The following is a 23212-nucleotide window of genomic DNA, read 5'->3' as shown; positions in this document are numbered from 1 at the left end:
CTGACGCCACCGCAGACCTCACAACTCAGCTATAAACCCGGCCAAGGAGCTGCCGATGGCTTTCAAACTGATCGAGCACGTCACGGGTGATCTGATCCTGGGTGAAACCCATCAAGTCGTAGTCCTGGCTGCCGTTGTGCAGGTACACCTCGGCGCGATAGAAACGCTGACGCGCTTCATCGGCCCGCACCTCATCGATCTGCGCCGACTCGGTCGGCGTGGCCAGGTAGCCATCCAGGCTCACTTCGTAGACGAAAGGGTTGCCCTCTTCCATCTCCACCCGTACGCCCATGCAACGCTTGGACTTGCCCAGCAGCGTCTGCACTTGCAGGCCTTGAGCACGCATTTGCGCCGTCGCATCTTCCAGCGCCGGGCTCACGTGCTTGTCCATGAAGCGCTGCACCACCGACTGGCTTGGTTGCAGGTCCAGTTGGGTCAAGCGCTCACTGAAACCACGACGACCGCGTGCCGCCAGTTCCGCTTGCTCCTGTTCGATCTGCACGTCCTGGCGCATGGCCTTGTGCAAGCCGAACATGAAGAACACCAGCACCACCGAGAACGGCAGGCCGGCCAGCACCACCATGGTTTGCATGGCTTCGAAGTTGCCGGCAAACAGCAGGCCGATGGTCACCAGGGTGATCACTGCCGACCAGAAGATCCGCAGCCAGTGCGGCGCGTCTTCGTCGACGTTGCCGCCCTTGCACGAAAGGTTGGCCATCATCACCGCGCCGGAGTCCGCCGGGGTCAGGAACAGCACGAAACCGACAAAGATCGACACGCCGATCACAACCTTCGACGCCGGGTAATGCTCAAGCAACTGGTAGATCGCCATGGACGGCTGTTCCAGCGCCGTCTTCCCGAGCGCCACCGCCCCATGGTTCATCACCAGGTCCAAAGCCGAGTTACCGAAGATCGACAACCACGCCAGGGTGAAGCCCAGCGGAATCAGGAGCACGCCGGCCACCAGCTCACGCACGGTGCGACCACGGGAAATACGCGCGATGAACATGCCCACGAATGGCGCCCAGGAAATCCACCAGGCCCAGTAGAACAGGGTCCACAGGCCCAGCCAGCGGTCGGACTTCTCGCTGTCGCCTTCGTACACATACAGATCGAAAGTCTTCAGCACCACGCCGTTCAGGTAGTCACCGACGTTCTGTACGAAGCCGTTGAGCAGGTGCAAGGTCGGGCCGAACAACAGGACGAAAATCAGCAGGCCGCTGAACAGCACGATGTTGAGGTTGGACAAACGACGGATGCCGTTTTCCACGCCCGACACAGCGGCGATGGTCGCCACGGTGCTCATCACGATGATCACGATCAGCAGGTTGGTGTTGCTGTGCTCCATGCCGAACAGGTTTTCCAGCCCCGACGACACTTGCAGCGAACCGATCCCCAGGTTCGTCACCAGCCCCAGCAGGGTGACGAACATGCCGAAGCCGTCCACCGCATGCCCGGCCGCGCCCTTGACCCAACGCTCGCCCACCAGCGGATACAACGCCGAACGCAACGCCAGCGGCTGGTTATGCCGGTAGGCAAAGTACGCCACGGCCAACCCCACCAGCGCATAGATCGCCCAGCCATGCAGGCCCCAGTGCAGGAACGTCAGCTGCACCGCCTGACGGGCGGCAAGGTTGCTGGCGGATACGCCTTCCGGCGGGTTGAAGTAGTGGTCCAGCGGCTCGGACGCGCCGAAGTACAGCAGCGAAATGCCGATACCCGACGAGAACAGCATCCCCGCCCAAGCGCCGTAGCTGAAGTCCGGGGTGTCGTCCTTGCTGCCCAGTTTCAGTTTGCCGTAGGACGAAAACGCCAGGCCGACGACAAAAATCAGGTAGGCGGCAATCACCACCATGTAGTACCAGCCGAAGCTGCGGGACAACCAGGCTTGCGCCGTACCCAGCATTCTGCCGGCCTCTTGCGGGGCGATGATCAGAATGGCGGTCAACAACAGAATCAACGCGGTAGAGGTGTAGAACACCCAACCGTTGACCGTCACCTTCTCGGGTGGGGTCTTTATTAGCGAGGCAGAACTCATGGCACAGATGCTCCGGGCAGTGCGAGAGAAGAACGCAAGACAAACGAGTTACCCGACCAATCGGTTAGTGGGCAGCCGACCGGCGGGTGATATAAAGACAGCCCGAAAAAAGCCCGAAACCCCTGGAGCGCCGCAGCGCGTAGGTTTCGAGCAGTTTCGGAAGTCGTTTTTTCCGCAGCTACATGTAGGAAAAATCTGTAGGCAGCGACGATTTGTCGCAGATCTTATTCTTTGTTGATTGAACGTTCAATCAAAACAAAATAGACTGGCCTTCAACCCGGTAGCCGTTCCACGCCCACCGGAAGGCCTAAGGAGATGTGCAAGATGCCCAAGGTCGGTATGCAACCCATCCGCCGCCAGCAATTGATCGAAGCCACTTTGCAGGCAGTCGATCAAGTCGGAATGGGAGACGCCAGCATTGCGCTGATCGCCCGTTTGGCCGGTGTCTCGAATGGCATCATCAGTCACTACTTTCAGGACAAGAACGGCCTGATTGCCGCCACCATGGGGTACCTGATGACCGTCCTCAGCGAGAACGTCACCCTGCGCCGACAGGCGCTGACAGATGGCAGCCCGCGGGCACATCTGCAGGTGATCATCGAGGGCAACTTCGACGCCAGCCAGGTCAATGGCCCGGCAATGAAAACCTGGCTGGCCTTCTGGGCCACCAGCATGCACCAGCCGTCTTTGCACAGGTTGCAGCGGATCAACGATCACCGCCTGTATTCCAACCTGTGCTGCCAGTTCCGCCGCGTGCTGCCGCTCAATGATGCGCGCAGTGCCGCCCGAGGCCTGGCAGCGTTGATCGACGGCTTGTGGTTGCGCGGTGCGCTGTCGGGAGACGCTTTCGACACCGGGCAGGCGCAACAGATTGCTTACGAATACATGGATACCCAACTGGCCAAGCGGGTGAGTTAGAGCACACATAAACGCTCAACCACCGAACCGCGCCAGCCACTTAATGCTCTTGCGAGGACTTTATGGCCCGTTTCGAACTGCAAAAACTCTACATCGATGGCGCGTACAGCGACGCCAGCAGCGACGCCACTTTCGAAGCCATCAACCCGGCTAACGGTGAAGTCCTCGCAAAAGTGCAACGTGCGACCAAGGAAGACGTCGAACGCGCCGTCGTCAGCGCCGAAAAGGGCCAGAAGATCTGGGCCGCCATGACCGCCATGGAGCGTTCGCGCATCCTGCGTCGCGCCGTGGAAATCCTGCGTGAGCGCAACGACGAACTGGCCGCCCTGGAAACCCTGGACACCGGCAAGGCCTACTCCGAAACCCGCTACGTCGACATCGTCACCGGCGCCGACGTGCTGGAGTACTACGCAGGCTTGGTACCGGCCATCGAAGGCGAGCAGATCCCGCTGCGCACCACTTCGTTCGTCTACACCCGTCGCGAGCCGCTGGGCGTCGTGGCCGGTATCGGCGCGTGGAACTACCCGATCCAGATCGCCCTGTGGAAATCCGCGCCAGCCCTGGCGGCCGGTAACGCGATGATCTTCAAGCCAAGTGAAGTCACCTCGCTGACCACCCTGAAACTGGCCGAGATCTACACCGAAGCCGGCGTGCCAAACGGCGTGTTCAACGTCCTGACCGGCAGCGGCCGTGAAGTCGGCACCTGGCTGACCGAACACCCGCGCATCGAGAAAGTCTCGTTCACCGGCGGCACCGACACCGGCAAGAAAGTCATGGCCAGCGCTTCGAGCTCTTCGCTCAAGGACGTGACCATGGAACTGGGCGGCAAGTCGCCGCTGATCATCTGCGACGACGCCGACCTCGATCGCGCTGCCGACACCGCGATGATGGCCAACTTCTACAGCTCCGGTCAGGTTTGCACCAACGGCACTCGCGTGTTCGTACCGGCTCACCTGAAGGCCGCTTTCGAAGCCAAGATCGCTGAGCGCGTTGCACGCATCCGCATCGGCAACCCGCAAGACGAAAACACCAACTTCGGTCCGCTGGTCAGCTTTGCGCACATGGAAAGCGTGCTGGGCTACATCGCCAAGGGCAAGGAAGAAGGTGCCCGCCTGCTGTGTGGCGGTGAGCGCCTGACCGACGGCGAATTCGCCAAGGGTGCGTTCGTGGCGCCGACCGTGTTCACCGACTGCACCGACGACATGACCATCGTCCGCGAAGAAATCTTTGGCCCGGTGATGGCGATCCTGTCCTACGAAACCGAAGAAGAAGTGATCCGTCGCGCCAACGACACCGACTTCGGCCTGGCCGCCGGTATCGTCACCAAGGACCTGAACCGCGCCCACCGCGTGATCCATCAACTGGAAGCCGGTATCTGCTGGATCAACGCCTGGGGCGAGTCCGACGCGAAGATGCCGGTTGGCGGCTACAAGCAGTCGGGTGTCGGCCGTGAGAACGGGATCAGCTCGCTGAACAACTTCACCCGCATCAAATCGGTACAGGTCGAGCTGGGCGAGTACGTCTCAGTATTCTGAGAAGCCTCTAGCGGCAAGCTTCAAGCTGCAAGTTAAAAGCAGTTTGGTTTGCCGCCCCCCCTTCTTCTATGCACCGCTCGCTGCTCTTACTCGCAGCTTGAAGCTTGCAGCTTGAATCCCCCCGGAGGGCCTATGTCCCAAGAATTCGACTACATCATCATCGGTGCCGGCTCGGCCGGTAACACCCTGGCGACCCGTCTGACCGAAGACGCAGGCGTCACCGTCCTGTTGCTCGAAGCGGGCGGCCCGGACTACCGTTTCGACTTCCGCACGCAGATGCCGGCCGCTTTGGCGTTCCCGCTGCAAGGCCGTCGCTACAACTGGGCCTACGAAACCGATCCTGAGCCACACATGGACGGTCGTCGCATGGAATGCGGGCGCGGCAAGGGCCTGGGCGGTTCCTCGCTGATCAACGGCATGTGCTACATCCGCGGCAACGCCATGGACTACGACGGCTGGGCGAAACTGCCAGGCCTTGAGGACTGGTCGTACCTCGACTGCCTGCCGTATTTCCGTAAAGCGGAAACCCGCGACATCGGCCCGAATGACTACCACGGTGGCGAAGGTCCGGTCAGCGTGACCACGCCGAAAGCCGGCAACAACCCGCTGTTCCACGCCATGGTTGAAGCCGGCGTGCAGGCCGGTTACCCGCGCACAGAAGACTTGAACGGCTACCAGCAGGAAGGCTTCGGCCCCATGGACCGCACCGTGACGCCGAAGGGCCGTCGTGCCTCCACCGCCCGCGGTTACCTGGACGTGGCCAAGAAGCGCTCGACCCTGACCATCGTCACCCACGCCCTGACTGACAAGATCCTGTTCGAAGGCAAGCGTGCGGTCGGTGTGCGTTACCTGGTCGGCGCTGCCGAAGAGCGTGTTGAAGTCAAAGCGCGCAAGGAAGTGCTGCTGTGCTCCGGCGCCATCGCTTCGCCGCAGATCCTGCAACGTTCCGGCGTCGGCCCGGCCGAGCTGCTGAACAAGCTCGACATTCCGGTGGTCCACAACCTGCCGGGCGTCGGTGAAAACCTGCAGGATCACCTTGAGCTGTACCTGCAATATGCTTGCACCCAACCGGTCTCGCTGTACCCGTCGCTGCTCTGGTACAACCAGCCGGCCATCGGTGCCGAGTGGCTGTTCAACGGCACCGGCATCGGCGCCAGCAACCAGTTCGAAGCCGGCGGTTTCATCCGTACCCGTCCGGAATTCGAATGGCCGAACATCCAGTACCACTTCCTGCCGGTGGCGATTAACTACAACGGCAGCAACGGCGTGAAAGAGCACGGCTTCCAGGCGCACATGGGCTCCATGCGTTCGCCAAGCCGCGGGCGCATCCAGGCCAAGTCCAAGGACCCGCGCCAGCACCCGAGCATCCTGTTCAACTACATGGCCACCGAACAGGACTGGCAGGAATTCCGCGACGGCATCCGCCTGACCCGTGAAATCATGCAGCAGCCTGCACTGGACGCCTTCCGTGGTCGCGAAATCAGCCCGGGTATCGACGTGCAGAGCGACGCGCAACTGGACAAGTTCATCCGCGAACACGCGGAAACCGCGTTCCATCCGTCCTGCTCGTGCAAGATGGGCACCGACAAGATGGCTGTGGTCGATGGCGAAGGTCGCGTGCATGGCATGCAAGGCCTGCGGGTGGTCGATGCGTCGATCATGCCGATCATCACCACCGGCAACCTCAACGCACCAACGATCATGATGGCCGAGAAAATCGCCGACAAGATCCGTGGCCGCAAGCCGTTGCCGCGTAGCACTGCCACTTACTATGTGGCGGGTGAAGCGCCGGTGAAGGGCAAGCCGGTGCGGGAAGTGAGCCAGATCGCTTAACAACCGTTACACCGCGGTGCGGCCTTCGTCGGAACGCCGCCCGGAGCAAGCCCGCTCCCACACTTGATCTCCAGTGGACACAGATTTTGTGAACACCCGGGATTAAATGTGTGCGGGCTTGCTCGCGAAGGGGCCCTGTCAGCCACCACCCCTCCCAAAGTATCCACCGCTCTAGACCGCTCCATCCTTGATCCCTCCCCCCTTGCAGGCCTAATCTAGCGCCACGCAATCGTTTCACCCCTCCCCTCGCAGCACCGCTCCACCGCCACTCCATACCCAGGAGGTTCACGAATGTTCGATTTCTACCCCCAGCTCAAGCAGCGCTTCGCTGCCTTGCGCACGGGTGCCGAATTCTTTTCCCTGCGTTATGTGCGCGAATCCGGGCAGTACCTGTCGGTGCGCAAGAACGTCGCCGAACCGCCAAGCCTGAGCCGAGACGAAGGGGCGATGCTGACCGTACGGGTCAATGGCGTCGAGGCCTATGCGGCCACCAACGATCTGTCGCAACAAGGCCTGCAGGCCGCCCTCGAACGCGCCGAACTCCAGGCCCGTCGACTCAAGCCCCACGCCTTGCTGGACCTGCGCGAGCAGGCTGTTTCCAGCGACCGCGCCGATTACTTTTCGCCCAACCTCGACCAGGCCTTCCCGTCCCTGAGCGACTGCTTCCAACTGCTTGGCACCGAGTCGGCCGCCGTGCCCAAGGACGAGCGCCTGGTGAACTGGCAGGTCAGCCTCGGCATCACCCACGCCGAGCAGATCTACCTCAACAGCGCCGGAGCCGAACTGCGCCAGGCCCAACGTTTTGTGTACCCTGGCCTGGACGTCACGGCCTACGACGGTAACGACAGCCAGACCCGCAGCCTTGGCCGCGAGAACTTCGGCCAGCAAGGCGCGGCGGACGTCATCAGCCGCTGCGGCCTGATCGGTGCCGGTGCCCAGGTGGCCGATCAGGCCCTGCAATTGCTCCTGGCGCCAAACACCCCGCAAGGCAAGCGCGACCTGCTGCTGATGCCCGACCAGATGATGCTGCAAATCCACGAGTCCATCGGCCATCCGCTGGAGCTGGACCGCATCCTCGGCGACGAGCGCAATTACGCGGGCACCAGTTTCGTCAAAGCCAGTGATTTCGGCCGTCTGCAATACGGTTCCGGCCTGCTCAACGTGACCTTCGACCCGGACATCCCCGAGGAGCTCGCCAGCTACGGCCATGACGACGACGGCACGCCCGCCAGCAAGCAGTTCCTGATCCGCGAAGGCCTGCTGCTACGTCCGCTGGGCGGTGCGTTGTCGCAATTCCGTGCCGGCATGGACGGCGTCGCCAACAGCCGCGCCTGCGGCTGGAACCGCCCGCCGATCGACCGCATGGCCAACCTCAACATCGAGCCAGGCGATCAGTCCATCGAACAGTTGATCGGCAGTATCGAACACGGAGTGCTGATGTCGACCAACCGTTCCTGGTCGATCGACGATGCGCGCAATAAATTCCAGTTCGGCTGCGAATGGGGCCAACTGATCGAAAACGGCGAACTCAAGGGCGTGGTGAAGAATCCCAATTACAGGGGCATCTCAGCGCAGTTCTGGAAGAGCCTCAGCGCCGTCGGCGATGCCAGTACCTTCAGGGTCCTCGGCACACCGAACTGCGGCAAGGGCGAACCGAACCAGGTGATCCGCGTCGGCCACGCGTCACCGGCCTGCGTGTTCAGCAACATTGATGTATTCGGAGGAGACGCCTGATGAATCCTTCAAACAGTCAGTCCACGTCGTTCAGGGCGCTGGTCAACAGCCTTCGTGCAGCGCTTCACGAGCCCGAGCAGTTCACCCTCAGCTACGCCGCCGAATCGTCGGCCTTCGTGCGTTTCAACCACGCCAAGGTGCGTCAGGCCGGTCAGGTGCAGCAGGCGAGCATCGGCCTGAAACTGATCAACGAAGGCCGCCATGCCGACCTGCACATCACCCTGGCCGGCGATCCGCAGGTGGATGCGCAGCGCCTGAGCGAAGGCCTGCAACAGTTGCGCGAAACCCTGCCGCTGCTGCCTCCGGACCCGTACCTGTTGCTCAACCACAACGGCTGGCAGAGCAACAACGTGCAGTCGCATCCGCTGCCGGACACCGAACAGGTGGTCGCACAAATCACCCAGGCCGCCGAAGGCCTGGATCTTGTCGGCTTCTACGCTGCCGGCCCGATCAGTCGTGGCTTTGCCAGTTCTTCGGGCGCCTTCGGTTGGCATCAGGCCAACAGTTTCAATTTTGACTTCAGCCTGTTCCACGAGAACGGCCAGGCCGTGAAAGCCAGCTACGCCGGGCACGACTGGAACAGCGAAGGCTTTGCCAGACGCTTCCAGCAAGCCCGCGAGCAGCTTGAGCTTTTGGGCCGGCCGCTGCGCACTTTGCCGCCCGGCCAGTACCGCGCCTACCTGGCACCGGCGGCGCTGGAAGAAATCATGGGCATGCTGTGTTGGGGTGGATTCTCGGCACAGTCGATTGCCAGCAAAAGCAGCCCGCTGCAGAAGCTCTACGGTGGCGACAGCGCGTTCAGCCCGCTGGTCTCGCTGGATGAAAAAGTCAGCGGCTCGCTGAGCCCGGCATTTTCCGATGAGGGTTATCCACGCAGCGATCTGGGGTTGATCGTCGATGGCAAGGCCGGGGCACAGCTGGTCAGCTCGCGCAGCGCCGCGGAATACGGTTTGACCGCCAATGGCGCCAGCGGCGGTGAATCGCCGAGCGCGCTGAACATGAAAGCCGGGGCATTGCCTGACGCGGACATCCTCAAGCAACTGGGCACGGGGCTGTACATCAGCAACCTGTGGTACCTGAACTTCTCGGATCAACCGGCCGCACGCCTGACCGGCATGACCCGGTTTGCCACGTTCTGGGTCGAGAACGGCGAGATTCAGGCACCGGTCAGCACCATGCGTTTTGATGACAGCGCTTTCAGCCTGCTCGGTTCGCAACTGGAAGCGTTGACCGAGGAGCGGGAGTTGTTGTTGTCGGCGAGTACCTACAGCCAGCGGGCGACGGCTTCGGCGTTGTTGCCGGGGGCATTGGTCAGCCGATTGACCCTGACGCTGTAAACACAAGTCTCAAGAGCACAGCAAACCTGTGGGAGCGGGCTTGCTCGCGAATGCAATCTTTCAGCTGATCTATTTGGTGACTGATACACCGCCTTCGCGAGCAAGCCCGCTCCCACATGAATCTCGACCCGCCATGACCTTGCATTAACTTCATCAATCTAGAGGTCCCATGCCCAACCGCCCACCTCTCGACGCTGTAACAGCCCGCTGGATACCGTGGGTTGTCGCCATTGCCTTCTTCATGCAGTCCCTCGACGGGACGATTCTCAACACTGCCCTGCCGGCCATGGCCCGCGACCTGGCCGAAGACCCATTGCGCATGCAGGGCGTGATCATCGCCTACATGCTCACCGTCGCGTTGCTGATTCCCGCTTCGGGCTGGATCGCCGATCGCTTCGGCACCCGGAAAATCTTCTTCAGTGCGATTTTGCTGTTCAGCCTCGGCTCGCTGCTCTGCGCATTGTCGAGCAGCCTGAGCATGCTGATCGGCGCCCGGGTGATCCAGGGCCTGGGCGGCGCGTTGATGTTGCCGGTCGGGCGGCTGGTGGTGTTGCGCGCCTACCCGCGTTCAGAGCTGGTGCGGATCATGGGCTTCATCACCATTCCCGGGCTGCTCGGCCCCTTGATCGGCCCGACCATGGGCGGCTGGATGGTGCAATACCTGACCTGGCACTGGATCTTCCTGATCAACCTGCCGGTGGGGCTGGTCGGTTGCTACGCCGTGTGGAAATACATCCCGGACCTGCGTGGAACCGAACGCACGCGTTTCGATAGCCTGGGCTTCGTGCTGTTCGGCGCGGCGATGATTCTGATCACCATCGCCATGGAAGGCTTGGGCGAATTGCACCTGCCGCACCTGCGGGTGATGTTGTTGCTGTTCGGTGGCATGGCGTGCCTGGCGGCGTACTGGCTACGCGCCGGTCACATCGAGAACCCGTTGTTTGCGCCGTCGCTATTCAAGACCCGGACCTTTGCCGTGGGCATTCTCGGCAACCTGTTCGCCCGCCTCGGCAGCGGCGCCCTGCCGTTCCTCGTGCCATTGCTGCTGCAAGTGGCGCTGGGCTATTCGCCGTCCCAGGCCGGGATGAGCATGCTGCCACTGGCGGCGGCGGCGATGATCGCCAAGTGGGTGGCGCGGCCGCTGATCGAACGTCTGGGTTACCGCATCGTGCTCACCGGCAATACCCTGGCGCTGGGGATCATGCTGGCGAGCATGGGCCTGGTCAGCGAGCAGACGCCGTACTGGCTGTTGCTGTGCCTGCTGGCGATCCTTGGCGCGATCAACTCCTTGCAGTTCACCGCGATGAACACCGTGACCCTGATCGACCTCGATGACGCCAGCGCCAGTAGCGGCAACAGCCTGCTGTCGGTGGTCGCGCAATTGTCCCTGAGCCTGGGGGTTGCGTGTGCCGGTGCATTGCTCGGTGGCTTTACGGCGGAGATTGGCAATGATGGCGTGGACACGGTTCTGGGGGCATTCCAATTGACCTTCGTGACCGTAGGAATCATGGCGATGCTGGCCGCTACGATCTTCTCGCAACTGTCAAAAAATGACGGACGGCGAGTTAAGCGTCCGGAAGAACACATAGAGCCTTAGGGCGAATGGCCACCGGACTGGTACACTGCGCGACATTTTGTTTTGCAGGCCAGTCCCGTGACCACCATCGCCACCGAATTTAATACTTTGCCGCTGTCCGCCGCCATGCTGGCTAACCTCGACTCCCTCGGTTATGCCCAGATGACGCCGATCCAGGCGCAAAGCTTGCCGGTGATCCTCAAGGGGATGGACCTGATCGCCCAGGCCAAGACCGGCAGCGGCAAGACCGCCGCCTTCGGCATCGGCCTGCTGAATCCGATCAATCCGCGTTACTTTGGTTGCCAGGCGCTGATCCTGTGCCCGACCCGCGAACTGGCTGACCAGGTCGCCAAGGAAATCCGTCGCCTGGCCCGTGCCGAAGACAACATCAAGGTCCTGACCCTGTGTGGCGGCGTGTCCCTCGGCCCGCAGATCGCTTCGCTGGAACACGGCGCGCACATCATCGTCGGCACCCCTGGACGCATCCAGCAGCACCTGCGCAAGGGTTCGCTGGTACTCCACGGCCTCAACACGCTGATTCTCGACGAAGCCGACCGTATGCTCGACATGGGCTTCTACGATTCCATCGAAGAAATCATCATGCAGGCCCCGGAACGTCGCCAGACCCTGCTGTTCTCCGCCACCTACCCGGTAGGCATCAAGCAGTTGGCCTCGAAGTTCATGCGCAACCCGCAGCAAGTGAAGGCCGAGGCGTTCCACGACGACACGCAGATCGAGCAGCGCTTCTACGAGATTTCCCCGGATGACCGCATGAGTGCGGTGACCAAGGTGCTTGGCCACTTCCGCCCGGCCTCCTGCGTGGCTTTCTGCTACACCAAGCAGCAGGTTCAGGAAACCGTCGACCACCTGACCACCAAAGGCATTTCCGCCGTCGGCCTGCACGGCGATCTGGAACAGCGTGACCGCGACCAGGTGCTGGCGATGTTCGCCAACCGCAGCACTTCGGTGCTGGTGGCGACCGACGTCGCAGCACGCGGCCTCGATATCGATTCCCTGGACATGGTGATCAACGTCGAATTGGCCCGTGATTCGGAAATCCACATTCACCGCGTTGGTCGTACTGGCCGTGCCGGTGAGAAAGGCCTCGCCATCAGCCTGGTGGCGCCGTCCGAAGCGCAGCGCGCCCAGGCTATCGAGCAATTGCAGAAGACACCACTGACCTGGGACCAGGTGGACAACCTCACCTCCAAGGGTGGTGGCCCGCTGTTGCCGCAGATGAGCACCCTGTGCATCGCTGCCGGCCGTAAGGACAAGGTTCGTCCGGGCGACATTCTTGGCGCACTGACCGGTGACGCCGGCATCCCCGGTGCCCAGGTCGGCAAAATCGCGATTTTCGACTTCCAGGCCTATGTGGCCGTGGAGCGCGGCGTTGCCAAGCAGGCCTTGCAGCGCTTGAACGACGGCAAGATCAAAGGCCGTTCGTTGCGCGTTCGCATTTTGTAAGCGATCTTCGACCCAACGAAGATCCCCCTGTGGGAGCGGGCTTGCTCGCGAAAGCGGCTTATCAGTCGACATTGATGTTGAATGTGATGGCCCTTTCGCGAGCAAGCCCGCTCCCACATTGGTTTTGTGGTGATACATCAAGAGGACACCGTTTTGCGCTCTACCGAAGTCGTGATCATTGGCGCTGGCGCCGCAGGGTTGATGTGTGCACTGACCGCCGCCGGGCGTGGGCGCAAAGTGTTGTTGCTCGACCATGCCAACAAGGCCGGCAAGAAAATCCTGATGTCGGGCGGTGGCCGCTGCAATTTCACCAACATGTACACAGAACCGAGCAATTTCCTCTCGCAGAATGCACACTTCTGCAAATCCGCCCTGGCTCGTTACACCCAGTGGGATTTCATCGGCATGGTGGCCAAGCACGGCGTGCCATATCACGAGAAAAAACTCGGCCAGCTGTTCTGCGATAACAAATCCAGCGACATCCTGGAAATGCTGCTCAACGAGTGCGATCAGGTCGGCGTCAGCCTGCACCTGGACACCTCGATCCAGACCATCGAGAAGCTTGAGAAAGGCTATTTGCTGGACACCACGCTCGACCAGATAACGTGCGAATCGCTGGTGATCGCCACCGGCGGCCTGTCGATCCCGACCCTGGGCGCCACCGGTTTCGGTTACCAGGTGGCCAGGCAGTTTGGCCACGAGCTACTGCCGACCCGCGCCGGCCTGGTGCCATTCACCATCACCGATCAGCTCAAGGCCTTGTGCACTGAGCTGTCCGGTACGTCGGTGGATTGCCTGGTGAGCTGCAACGACCAGAGCTTCCGCGAGAACATCCTGTTCACCCACCGCGGCCTCAGCGGTCCGGCGATTTTGCAGATTTCGTCGTTCTGGGAGTCCGGCGATACCGTCGAGATCAACCTGCTGCCGGATCACGACGTGCCGGACTGGCTGCAACAGCAGCAAGCCGAACGTCCCAACAGCGAGCTGAAAACCCTGCTCGGTGAAATCTTCACCAAGAAAATGGCCAACCTGCTGGCGGACAACTGGTTCGTCTCCAAACCGATGAAGCAGTACACCCACGCGGAACTGGCCGATATCGCGGAGAAACTGGCGAGCTGGAAAGTCGTGCCCGCCGGCACCGAAGGCTATCGCACCGCCGAGGTGACCCTGGGCGGCATCAACACCAATGAAGTGTCGTCCAAGACCATGGAATCGCTGAAAAGCCCGGGGCTGTACTTCATAGGTGAAGTGCTGGATGTGACCGGACATCTGGGCGGGTTCAATTTCCAGTGGGCGTGGGCTTCCGGTTACGCCGCCGCGCAGTACGTCTGATAAACACAAATCAAAATGTGGGAGCGGGCTTGCTCGCGAAGGGGCCATAACACTCAACATCAATGTTGATTGAAAGGACGCTTTCGCGAGCAAGTCGGATCGCCGCACCGCCGCTCCCACATTGGATCTGTGATGATTTGCAGATTGTATTCGCACAAGGAAGGAACAGATTTTGCTGTCTGATGTGATCGACGCCATTGCGTCGGCGTCATTAGTGGCTCAATTTAGCGTCATTGCCTCGGAAGGCCTTCGCATTTCATGTCATCGACTTCGTTCCGCCAGTCTCTGCGTCGCCTTTGGGCGCTGGATAAATTCAGCTACAGCGTGCGGGTATTCATTGCCCTGACCGGCACCATGGCGCTGTGTTGGTATCAGGATGAAATGGGCCTGCTGATCCCGTTGTTCCTGGGGATTATCGCCAGTGCCCTGGCCGAAACCGACGACAGTTGGCAGGGCCGTATCAACGCGCTGGCCGTGACGCTGGTGTGTTTCGCGGTTGCCGCCCTGTCTGTCGAACTGCTCTTCCCCTACCCCTCGCTGTTTATCATCGCCTTCGCCCTGGCCGCGTTCTGCCTGACCATGCTTGGCGCCCTCGGCGAGCGCTACGGCGCGATTGCCTCGGCGACGCTGATTCTGTCGGTCTACACCATGATCGGCGTGGACCAGCGTGGCGGCGCGGTCACCGATGTCTGGCACGAGCCGTTGCTGCTGGTGGCCGGTGCTGCCTGGTACGGGTTGCTGTCGGTGTTATGGCAGGCGCTGTTTTCCAATCAGCCGGTGCAGCAGAGCCTGGCGCGCCTGTTCCGCGAGCTGGGCTTTTACCTGAAGCTCAAATCCTCGCTGTTCGAGCCGATCCGGCAGATGGACGTGGAGGCGCGGCGCCTGGAATTGGCCCAGCAGAACGGCCGGGTAGTGGCGGCATTGAACGCCGCCAAGGAGATCATCCTGCACCGGGTCGGCAACGGTCGCCCGGGGTCGAAAGTCAGCCGCTACCTCAAGCTGTACTTCCTCGCCCAGGACATCCACGAACGCGCTAGCTCATCGCACTACCCGTATAACGCCCTGGCCGACGCCTTCTTCCACAGCGACGTACTGTTCCGCTGCCAACGCCTGTTGCGCCAGCAAGGCAAGGCCTGCCGGGCCCTGGCCGAGTCGATCCAGATGCGCCAGCCGTTCACCTATGACGCCAGTTTCGCCGAGGCCCTGAGCGACCTCGATGCCTCTCTCGAACACCTGCGCATCCAGAGCAACCCGGCCTGGCGCGGTTTGCTGCGTTCACTGCGGGCACTGGCGGCCAACCTCGGCACTCTCGACCGCTTGCTCAGCGATGCCAGTAACCCCGACGCCCTGGCCGACGCCACCGACAGCAGCCTGCTCGACCGTTCGCCGCGCAGCCTCAAGGACGTGTGGCTTCGCTTGCGCACGCAGCTGACGCCGACCTCGCTGCTGTTCCGCCATGCCCTGCGATTGCCCCTGGCCTTGAGCATCGGCTACGCCATGGTGCATTTGATTCACCCGTCCCAAGGCTACTGGATCATTCTCACTACGCTGTTCGTCTGCCAACCGAACTACGGCGCCACCCGCCGCAAACTTGGTCAACGAATCATCGGCACCGCCATCGGCCTGACCCTGGCCTGGGCGCTGTTCGACCTGTTCCCGAACCCGCTGATCCAGTCGTGTTTCGCTATTGCCGCCGGCGTGGTGTTCTTTACCAACCGCACCACCCGCTACACCCTGGCGACGGCGGCAATCACCTTGATGGTGCTGTTCTGCTTCAACCAGGTGGGCGACGGGTACGGACTGTTCCTGCCACGGTTGTTCGATACCTTGCTCGGCAGCCTCATTGCCGGGCTGGCGGTGTTCCTGTTCCTGCCGGACTGGCAGGGCCGACGCCTGAACAAAGTGCTGGCCAACACCCTGGCCTGCAACAGCATTTACTTGCGTCAGATCATGCAGCAATACGCGGCAGGCAAAAGCGACGACCTGGCTTACCGCCTGGCCCGCCGCAACGCGCACAACGCCGACGCGGCGCTGTCGACCACGCTGGCCAACATGCTGATGGAGCCGGGACACTTTCGTAAGGAAGCGGATGTGGGCTTCCGCTTCCTGGTGCTGTCGCACACGCTGCTCAGTTACCTGTCGGGCCTGGGCGCGCACCGGGAAACCCAACTGCCGGCGGACGTGCGCGAGCATTTGATCGATGGGGCCGGGGTGAAACTGGCCGCCAGTATCGACGAGATCGCCCAAGGGCTGGCGAGCAAGTCTTCGATTGCGATTCAGAGCGATGAAGAAGAAGCACTGGCCAATGAACTGGAACAGATGCCTGATGAAATCGATGAGGGGCAGCGGTTGGTGCAGACGCAACTGGCGTTGATTTGTCGGCAGTTGGGGCCGTTGCGGACGTTGGCGGCGCATCTCATCAAGGACACCAGTGAAGATTGAGATCTCTTGTGTCTGGGCGGGCCCCTTCGCGGGCAAGCCCGCTCCCACAAGAAACTTCGCCGCGCCAAAGATCAACTTATAGCTTGATGCTTGCGGCTTGAAGCTGCCCCTCTACATCCCATGCTGCCTCATCAACTTGTCATAACTCCCGTCCGCCTTCATCGCCGCGATCTCGCGGTCGAAACCGGCGACGATCCGTGCATGCTCGGGATTCTTCAGGCTGACCATAATATGCAGGCTGTTCTCGCTTAATGGTTTGGGCAGGAATTCCACGGCGTTTCGCACCTTGGGTGACTCACGGGCCAGGTAGTAGCGGGCGACGAATTCATCTTCCAGCGTCAGCTTGACCCGGTCGGCCGCGAGCATGCGCACCGCCATGGCGAAACTGTGTACAGGGATTTTCTGCAACGAGTCGTCGTTGTCGAACGCGGGCGAATACGCGTATCCACGCACGATAGCGATCGGATAAGTGTGCAATTGCTGCAGGTTATTGAATTCGATGGGCTCGTCTTTGCGCTTGAGAAAGCGCACGCGATTGAGCAGGTACTCGCCGGAGAACTGGCCAAGCCTGGTCCGCTCCTCGGTGTACCAGGCGTTGACCAGCACGTCGTATCGGCCCTCACCCAATCCCATCAAGGCCCGTGCCCAGGGCACCTGCTCGAACTCACTGGCATAGCCGGCCCTGGCGAGCGCGGTACTGACAATGTCCGTGGCCAAACCACCATTGACGAGCGTGGCGTCGGTAAAGGGCGGCCAGGCATCAGCGACCAACCGCAGTTTTTCTGCCGCCGCTCCCTGAACCAGCAACAGCAATCCAATCAAGGCCAAAGCTCGATGCAATCGCGGCATGCTAGAAAATCCTTAGCGGGCGGGTTGCCCGACGTGTTTTCAGCCAAAACCCCAAGGCCCCTGTACCGGCAAGACCCGGGTACTCAACATTAGCTCATCGACGCCACAGCACAGCGCTTCGATCCAGATTACACAAAGAAGACATCTGCGCGAGAAATGAATGATGGCATTTTGGCCTTTGTCACAGATTCTTCCACCATAAAGACTTCTGACGTGAGTGCGCTTAGTATCGGAACGACGTTTTCAGGGAATCAAAACATGACAGTCGATTGGATCTGCAAACACCACAGCGACCTGGGCAAGGAGCAGCTGTACGCCATTTTGCAGTTGCGTGCAGAAGTGTTCGTCGTCGAGCAGCAATGCGCTTATCAAGACGTGGATGGCCAGGACCTGGAAGGTGACACTTGCCACTTGATGGCCTGGGACGGCAATCAACTGGTGGCCTATCTGCGGCTGCTCGACCCGGAACTGCAAGGCGGGGACGTAGTGATCGGTCGGGTGATCATTGCTCCACACGCACGAGGCGCCGGGCTTGGACATGAGTTGATGGACCAGGCGTTGAAACAGATTGAAGAACGCTGGCCGGAAACGCCGATCTACCTCTCGGCCCAGACGCATTTGCAGGGGTATTACGGGCGGTACGGGTTTGTCGTGACGGGCGAGGAGTTTGTCGAGGATGGCATTCCACACATCGGGATGCGTCGTTCCTGAAGCCCCTTTCGCGAGCAGGCTCGCTCCCACACTGGATTGCGTTCACAACCAAAATCAACCGTGGGAGCGAGCCTGCTCGCGAAGGCGTCAGCTCAGTCACCACTGGCGTCAGGGATACTCCAGCACCGCCTTGATCTGCCGCAGATTACGCTCGATCCACCCGCGATCAATCGCCCCCCACTCGCGAATCCGATAGCGCCCCGCATGGTTGCGCGCGCCCTCTTCCTGCTCGAACTCACAAATGATATCCAGATCCGCCAACGCCGCGATGGTGTCCTGTGCCGTGCGCCGGGGCATGCCGGTGACCTCGGTCAGCGCCGGGACACTGCTGGCCAGCCCGCTGTCGATCAGGTACGCCACGTACAACCGACGATAGAAGCTGCTCTTGGTCTTGCTCACGTCCATCCACACACTCCTTGTTGCGATTCTCGGCGGCGATAGCTATTGCATGTCCCGCCACGTCAGGTATACCCGCACATCAAACTCCACCTGGTGATAACCCGGCAGCATGTGTTCGCACAGTTTGTAGAATGCCTTGTTGTGGTCCGATTCCTTGAAGTGCGCCAGTTCATGCACCACGATCATTTTCAGGAACTCGCAAGGCGCTTCCTTGAACAGCGACGCGATGCGGATTTCCTTCTTGGACTTGAGTTTGCCGCCCTGCACCCGGGAAATCGTGGTGTGCAGGCCAAGGGCACGGTGGGTCAGGTCCAGGCGGTTGTCGAACAGCACCTTGTCGATGGCCGGGGCATTACGCAGGAATTCCTGCTTGAGGTCCAGGGCATAGGTGTACAGCGCCTTGTCGCTCTGCACCCCGTGCTTTTGCGGGTAACGCTGGCTCAGGTAATCGCCCAGCCGACCGTCGGCGATCAGCTGGCGCACCTGATCCTGCAAGGTAGCGGGATAAGCCTGGAGATATTTCAACACGGTCATCGGGGCGGCAATACAGGTCACTAAAAGGTCGCCAGTGTAGCGAATTCAGCGGGGCAGCGCGCTCCAGTCAAACGGCTGGACAAAGACCCCGGTGTCTTCGGCCATCATCGGCCGGGCCACCAGAAAACCTTGCACATATTCACAGCCATTGGCTTGCAGCCATTCAAACTGCGCGGCGGTTTCCACCCCTTCGGCAATCACCAGCATCCCGAACTGTTTGCACAGGTCGATCACACTGCGCACCAGCGCCGCATCCCGTACCGACTCTGGCAACCGGGCAATCAAATGGCGATCGATCTTGAGGGTATCCAGCTCCAGGTCGCGCAAGTGCGTCAGGGAGCAGGGGCCGGCCCCGAAGTCATCCAATGCCACTCGTACGCCCAGATTGTGCAGCAGGCGCAATTGCTTGCGGGTTTCTTCGGGGTTGAGCATCAAGGCCTCTTCCGTGACCTCGACTTCCAGATGACGCGGTTGCAAGCCATGGCGCTCCAGCACCTGGCGCAACTCGGTGACCAGGTTGGGCATGCCGAACTGCGTACTGCTCAAGCTGACGCCGAGCACCAGGTCCTCGGTAAACAGAGCCCCCCAGGCTTTGCGTTGCCCGATGCCGCGATGGTAAATCCAGCTGCCCAGGCGACTGATCAACCGCACCTCCTCCAGCAATGGCAAAAACAGCCCCGGGGGGACATCGCCAACGCTCGGATGCTGCCAGCGCAACAGGGCCTCGAAGCCACGAGTCCGCCCGTCGACAATCGCAACCTGAGGCTGATACACCAGATTGAATTCCCGGTTCTCGATGGCCGTGCGCACACTTTCTTCCAGCATCAGTCGCGAGCGCGCCCGACCGTTCATTTCATGATCGTAGAAGCGATATTGCTGGCGGCCGGCACGCTTGGCTTCGTACATGGCGATGTCGGCCGCCCGCAGCATCCCGTCGAGGTTGGCGCCACAATCAGGGAACGTGGCGATGCCGATGCTGGCACCCAGGGCGATATCGAAGCCGTCGATCTGCTGACAGATCGACACTCGCTCGATGAGCTTCTCGGCAATCTTCGCCGCCTGCTCGGGGAACTCCAGATCCAGCAACGCAATGAATTCGTCGCCGCCCATCCGCGCCAGAATGTCGAAGGGCCGCAGGCAAGCCTTCAACTGTTCGCAGACCCAGCGCAGCACCCGATCGCCGGCATCGTGCCCGAGCGAATCATTGACTCGCTTGAAGCCGTCGAGGTCCAGGTACATCAAGACCCAGGAACTGTCGGAACGCTCACCGCGCAACAGCAGGTTCTCTACGGTCTGGTAGAGCCCCCGGCGGTTGAGCAATCCGGTCAGCGGATCGGTGACCGCCTGAAACTCCAGTTGCTGATGCAGATGGCGCACCACCGACATGTCCAGCACGGTCACTACCATCGCCTGTTGCTCGGCGGGCAATGGCGCGCAGGACAAGGCCACCGGTACCTGCTGGCCGGGCGCCGTTCGTAGCAGGGCATCGTGCAGGCGCAGGGTTTCACCGCGTTTGTATCCGGCCAGCAACTCGGAATCGGCCCAGATCGGGATATGCGGTTTTTGCAGGTAGTCCACAAACTCCTTGCCTTGCAGTTCCTGCACCGTGGCATTGAGCAAGCGTGACATCGCCGGATTGGCAAAACGAATCAGACCGTCCTCACCCAATACCAGAATGCCTTCGGCAGCGTTATCCAGCACCGACGCATTAAAGGCACGAGCGGCTTCCAGATCATGACTCAGGCGCTGCAAGACTCGGCGGTTACGCTGGTGTTCGAGTAACGCCTGGACCTTGGGCGTGAAGACCTGTGGATCGAACGGCTTGAACAGGTAATCCACCGCACCACTGGCATAACCCTTGATCACGGCGTCCCGGGACTGTTCGTTGGCGGCCAGGAAAATGATCGGCGTGAGACGGGTCCGCTGGCTACCGCGCATCAGGCGCGCCACTTCATAGCCGTCCATGCCCGGCATCTGCACATCCAGCAGCACCAGGTCGATGTCGTGTTCAAGTAACAAGCCGAGGGCCTCGAAACCCGAGGCGGCAGTAATGACCCGCCAGTCCTGGCGCTGTAACAACGCGCGCATGCTGATCAGGTTTTCAGGGTAATCGTCGACGACTAAAAGGGTCGAGCCGCCTTCTACTGGCGTGGGTTGCGCGCATTCCATGCTGCCTCTCTAATTGCGGGGGTGTCAGGCCGGCTTCTCGTGAAAACCGGACAAATACGGTGCCATCACTCTAGACCCGGTTCTGCAAAAGCAGAAGGTGTCAGTAAGCCATCATATAATCATTGTGTCTTTTTACCGACTAGCGGTCGATGGTTCAGTTCCATGAAAACCGGGAAGATGGCATCTTAGACAGGATGTTGACGTCAACCACCCGTCAGACAAGCGTTAACAAAATATCCCGCTACGCTTATAAAGGCCGCCCCAAAGGTGCGGTCTAGAGCTTCTGGCACGCCCGTTCAGCATGAATCGAGTGGAAGAACCGACATGATCGATCTCGCAAGCTGGAACCTCAGCGTTCCCGTTGGCAACCCGCCGTACACCGTCGAAACCGCCAAACTGGTGGATGGCTTCAAGGATCAATACTTCCACTCCGACACCGGCACGTTGTTTTTCTGGACGCCCGTGACCGGCTCCCGTACCGAAAACGCGATTTACCCACGCACCGAATTGCGTGAAACCTACAGCAACGGCACGTTGAAAAACTGGTACTACCCCGACGCTGACAACTCCCTGCATGCGACCCTTTCGGTCAGCCAGGTACCCAGCTCGGGCAAGATCGTCATTGGCCAGATCCACGCCTATAACAGCCAGAAGCCCATGGTGAAGGTCGAGTATCAATACAAAACCTACAGCTCGACCGGCAACATCGTCGCCAAAGTCCGCATGCACCCCGACGACACCCCCCGAGTCATCACCATCGCCACCGGCGTGAAACTCAATCAGGAATTCTCCTACCTCATCCACCTCAGCCCCGGCGGTGCATTGGGCATCAGTGCGGCGGGCTATCAGTGGAATACCGATATCAGCGCGATGTGGCGTGATAAGCCGCTGTACTTCAAGGCCGGCGTCTATGTGCAGGACAACACGGGGTACACAAGCGAAGGCGGGGAAGTGACGTTCAGCAAGCTGGATATTGATCACAATCAATAGCCCGAACCCTTTGTGGCGAGGGAGCTTGCTCCCGCTGGGCCGGTCCGCGTTCGGGCGAAGCAGCCCCAACGCCGAAGGCGAGAGCTTCGCTCTCGAACGGGAGCAAGCTCCCTCGCTACAAAAGCCCGCGTCATATATTTCTCTCGCCCACAAAAAACCCGCCTCTCGGCGGGTTTTTCATCAAGGCAGTTTAACGCTCAGGCTTAGTTGACCTTGGCGTTCAACTCACCTTTCAGGTAACGCTGATACATGCCTTCCAGCGAGATCGCCTTGATCTTCGAAGCGTTGCCGGCAGTGCCGAAGGCTTCGTAGCGAGCGATACACACGTCGCGCATGGCTGTGACTGTGGCGCCGAAGAATTTACGTGGGTCGAACTCGCTCGGGTTGGTAGCCATCAGGCGACGCATTGCGCCAGTGGATGCCAGGCGCAGGTCGGTGTCGATGTTGACCTTGCGCACGCCGTGCTTGATGCCTTCGACGATTTCTTCAACCGGTACGCCGTAGGTTTCCTTGATGTCGCCGCCGTACTGGTTGATGATCGCCAGCCACTCTTGCGGAACCGAAGACGAACCGTGCATCACCAGGTGAGTGTTCGGAATGCGCTTGTGGATCTCTTTGATGCGGTCGATGGCCAGCACGTCGCCGGTAGGCGGTTTGGTGAACTTGTACGCGCCGTGGCTGGTACCGATGGCGATTGCCAGGGCATCAACCTGAGTGCGTTTTACGAAGTCAGCGGCTTCTTCCGGGTCGGTCAGCATCTGGCTGTGATCCAGAACGCCTTCGGCGCCGATGCCGTCTTCTTCACCGGCCATGCCGGTTTCCAGCGAACCCAGGCAGCCCAGTTCGCCTTCTACCGAAACGCCGCAGGCGTGAGCCATGGCCACGGTTTGTTGGGTAACACGCACGTTGTAGTCGTAGTCGGTCGGGGTCTTGCCGTCTTCGCCCAGGGAACCGTCCATCATCACCGAGCTGAAACCCAGTTGAATGGAGCGCTGGCAGACGTCAGGGCTGGTGCCGTGGTCCTGGTGCATGCACACCGGGATGTGCGGGAATTCTTCGATGGCTGCCAGGATCAGGTGACGCAGGAACGGTGCGCCGGCGTATTTGCGAGCACCGGCCGAAGCCTGGACGATCACCGGGGAGTCAGTCTTGTCAGCGGCTTCCATGATGGCGCGCATCTGCTCAAGGTTGTTGACGTTGAAGGCTGGAACGCCGTAGCCGAACTCGGCTGCGTGGTCCAGCATCTGGCGCATGCTGATAAGTGCCATTGTGTATATCTCTCCCGGTTGAGGGTCGTTAATCGTGCCAGCCTGCCGTAGCGGCGGCGGCTATTCAAGTTTTTGCAGATCGG

The 23212-nt window shown here is 60.8% G+C and carries 17 protein-coding genes; 11 read left to right on the top strand and 6 right to left on the bottom strand.

Features of this window, described 5'->3' with window-relative positions; genetic code table 11:
- Positions 1 to 25: 25 nt before the first annotated feature.
- On the bottom strand, positions 26 to 1981 hold the full coding sequence (locus tag KGA85_RS18740; RefSeq protein ID WP_223460610.1) for a BCCT family transporter: 1956 nt from the start codon (positions 1979 to 1981) through the stop codon (positions 26 to 28).
- Between the two features lie 381 nt (positions 1982 to 2362).
- Between KGA85_RS18740 and betI the strand changes: the two genes are divergently transcribed.
- The 9 genes from betI to yccS all read left to right on the top strand — a co-directional run bounded on the left by betI (position 2363) and on the right by yccS (position 16209).
- Entirely contained in the window at positions 2363 to 2956 is a 594-nt protein-coding gene (betI, locus tag KGA85_RS18735; protein ID WP_223460462.1) for a transcriptional regulator BetI, read from the top strand.
- A gap of 62 nt (positions 2957 to 3018) precedes the next feature.
- Positions 3019 to 4491 carry a betaine-aldehyde dehydrogenase gene (gene betB / locus KGA85_RS18730; RefSeq protein ID WP_223460464.1) on the top strand — a complete coding sequence of 491 codons (1473 nt, stop codon included), beginning with the start codon at positions 3019 to 3021 and terminating at the stop codon, positions 4489 to 4491.
- 132 nt (positions 4492 to 4623) lie between these two features.
- Entirely contained in the window at positions 4624 to 6324 is a 1701-nt protein-coding gene (betA, locus tag KGA85_RS18725; protein ID WP_223532918.1) for a choline dehydrogenase, read from the top strand.
- Between the two features lie 291 nt (positions 6325 to 6615).
- Positions 6616 to 8058, top strand: a complete 1443-nt coding sequence (locus tag KGA85_RS18720) for a TldD/PmbA family protein (protein ID WP_223460468.1) — start codon at positions 6616 to 6618, stop codon at positions 8056 to 8058.
- A complete protein-coding gene (locus KGA85_RS18715) occupies positions 8058 to 9395 on the top strand; it encodes a TldD/PmbA family protein (RefSeq protein WP_223460470.1) in 1338 nt (445 codons plus the stop codon). The genes KGA85_RS18720 and KGA85_RS18715 overlap by 1 nt, the downstream gene beginning before the upstream one ends.
- Before the next feature lie 169 nt (positions 9396 to 9564).
- Positions 9565 to 10992 (top strand): multidrug transporter subunit MdtD, encoded by a 1428-nt coding sequence (mdtD, locus tag KGA85_RS18710; RefSeq protein ID WP_223460472.1) that lies wholly within the window; start codon positions 9565 to 9567, stop codon positions 10990 to 10992.
- A gap of 105 nt (positions 10993 to 11097) precedes the next feature.
- Complete coding sequence (gene dbpA / locus KGA85_RS18705; RefSeq protein WP_263287191.1) at positions 11098 to 12435, top strand: ATP-dependent RNA helicase DbpA; 1338 nt, start codon at positions 11098 to 11100, stop codon at positions 12433 to 12435.
- A 153-nt stretch (positions 12436 to 12588) separates the two neighbouring features.
- Positions 12589 to 13767 (top strand): NAD(P)/FAD-dependent oxidoreductase, encoded by a 1179-nt coding sequence (locus tag KGA85_RS18700; RefSeq protein ID WP_223534129.1) that lies wholly within the window; start codon positions 12589 to 12591, stop codon positions 13765 to 13767.
- Between the two features lie 258 nt (positions 13768 to 14025).
- Positions 14026 to 16209 carry a YccS family putative transporter gene (yccS, locus tag KGA85_RS18695; RefSeq protein WP_223532914.1) on the top strand — a complete coding sequence of 728 codons (2184 nt, stop codon included), beginning with the start codon at positions 14026 to 14028 and terminating at the stop codon, positions 16207 to 16209.
- A gap of 111 nt (positions 16210 to 16320) precedes the next feature.
- On the opposite strand, the gene KGA85_RS18690 is transcribed toward yccS, so the two are convergent.
- Positions 16321 to 17058 carry a substrate-binding periplasmic protein gene (locus KGA85_RS18690; RefSeq protein ID WP_223460479.1) on the bottom strand — a complete coding sequence of 246 codons (738 nt, stop codon included), beginning with the start codon at positions 17056 to 17058 and terminating at the stop codon, positions 16321 to 16323.
- 258 nt (positions 17059 to 17316) lie between these two features.
- On the opposite strand from KGA85_RS18690, the gene KGA85_RS18685 reads away from it, so the two are divergent.
- Positions 17317 to 17769, top strand: coding sequence for a GNAT family N-acetyltransferase (locus KGA85_RS18685; RefSeq protein ID WP_223460481.1), 453 nt, complete (start codon positions 17317 to 17319; stop codon positions 17767 to 17769).
- A gap of 108 nt (positions 17770 to 17877) precedes the next feature.
- On the opposite strand, the gene KGA85_RS18680 is transcribed toward KGA85_RS18685, so the two are convergent.
- Genes KGA85_RS18680 through KGA85_RS18670 form a run of 3 tightly spaced genes read right to left on the bottom strand, consistent with a single transcriptional unit; the run spans position 17878 to position 20871 of the window.
- Positions 17878 to 18174, bottom strand: coding sequence for a helix-turn-helix domain-containing protein (locus tag KGA85_RS18680; protein WP_090178776.1), 297 nt, complete (start codon positions 18172 to 18174; stop codon positions 17878 to 17880).
- A gap of 36 nt (positions 18175 to 18210) precedes the next feature.
- Positions 18211 to 18702, bottom strand: coding sequence for a YgjP-like metallopeptidase domain-containing protein (locus KGA85_RS18675; protein ID WP_223460482.1), 492 nt, complete (start codon positions 18700 to 18702; stop codon positions 18211 to 18213).
- Between the two features lie 45 nt (positions 18703 to 18747).
- Complete coding sequence (locus tag KGA85_RS18670) at positions 18748 to 20871, bottom strand: putative bifunctional diguanylate cyclase/phosphodiesterase (RefSeq protein ID WP_223460484.1); 2124 nt, start codon at positions 20869 to 20871, stop codon at positions 18748 to 18750.
- Positions 20872 to 21195: 324 nt separating this feature from the next.
- Between KGA85_RS18670 and KGA85_RS18665 the strand changes: the two genes are divergently transcribed.
- Positions 21196 to 21861 carry a polysaccharide lyase family 7 protein gene (locus KGA85_RS18665; protein WP_223460486.1) on the top strand — a complete coding sequence of 222 codons (666 nt, stop codon included), beginning with the start codon at positions 21196 to 21198 and terminating at the stop codon, positions 21859 to 21861.
- A gap of 203 nt (positions 21862 to 22064) precedes the next feature.
- Here KGA85_RS18665 and fba read toward each other — a convergent pair whose 3' ends face one another.
- Complete coding sequence (fba, locus tag KGA85_RS18660; protein WP_007981624.1) at positions 22065 to 23129, bottom strand: class II fructose-bisphosphate aldolase; 1065 nt, start codon at positions 23127 to 23129, stop codon at positions 22065 to 22067.
- Positions 23130 to 23212: the final 83 nt, after the last annotated feature.

The organism is Pseudomonas sp. GL-B-12 (assembly GCF_019955895.1).
In the GTDB taxonomy this organism is placed as follows: domain Bacteria; phylum Pseudomonadota; class Gammaproteobacteria; order Pseudomonadales; family Pseudomonadaceae; genus Aquipseudomonas.
The sequence above is the reverse complement of the archived record's forward strand: the minus strand, read 5'-3'. Positions and strand labels throughout refer to the sequence as shown.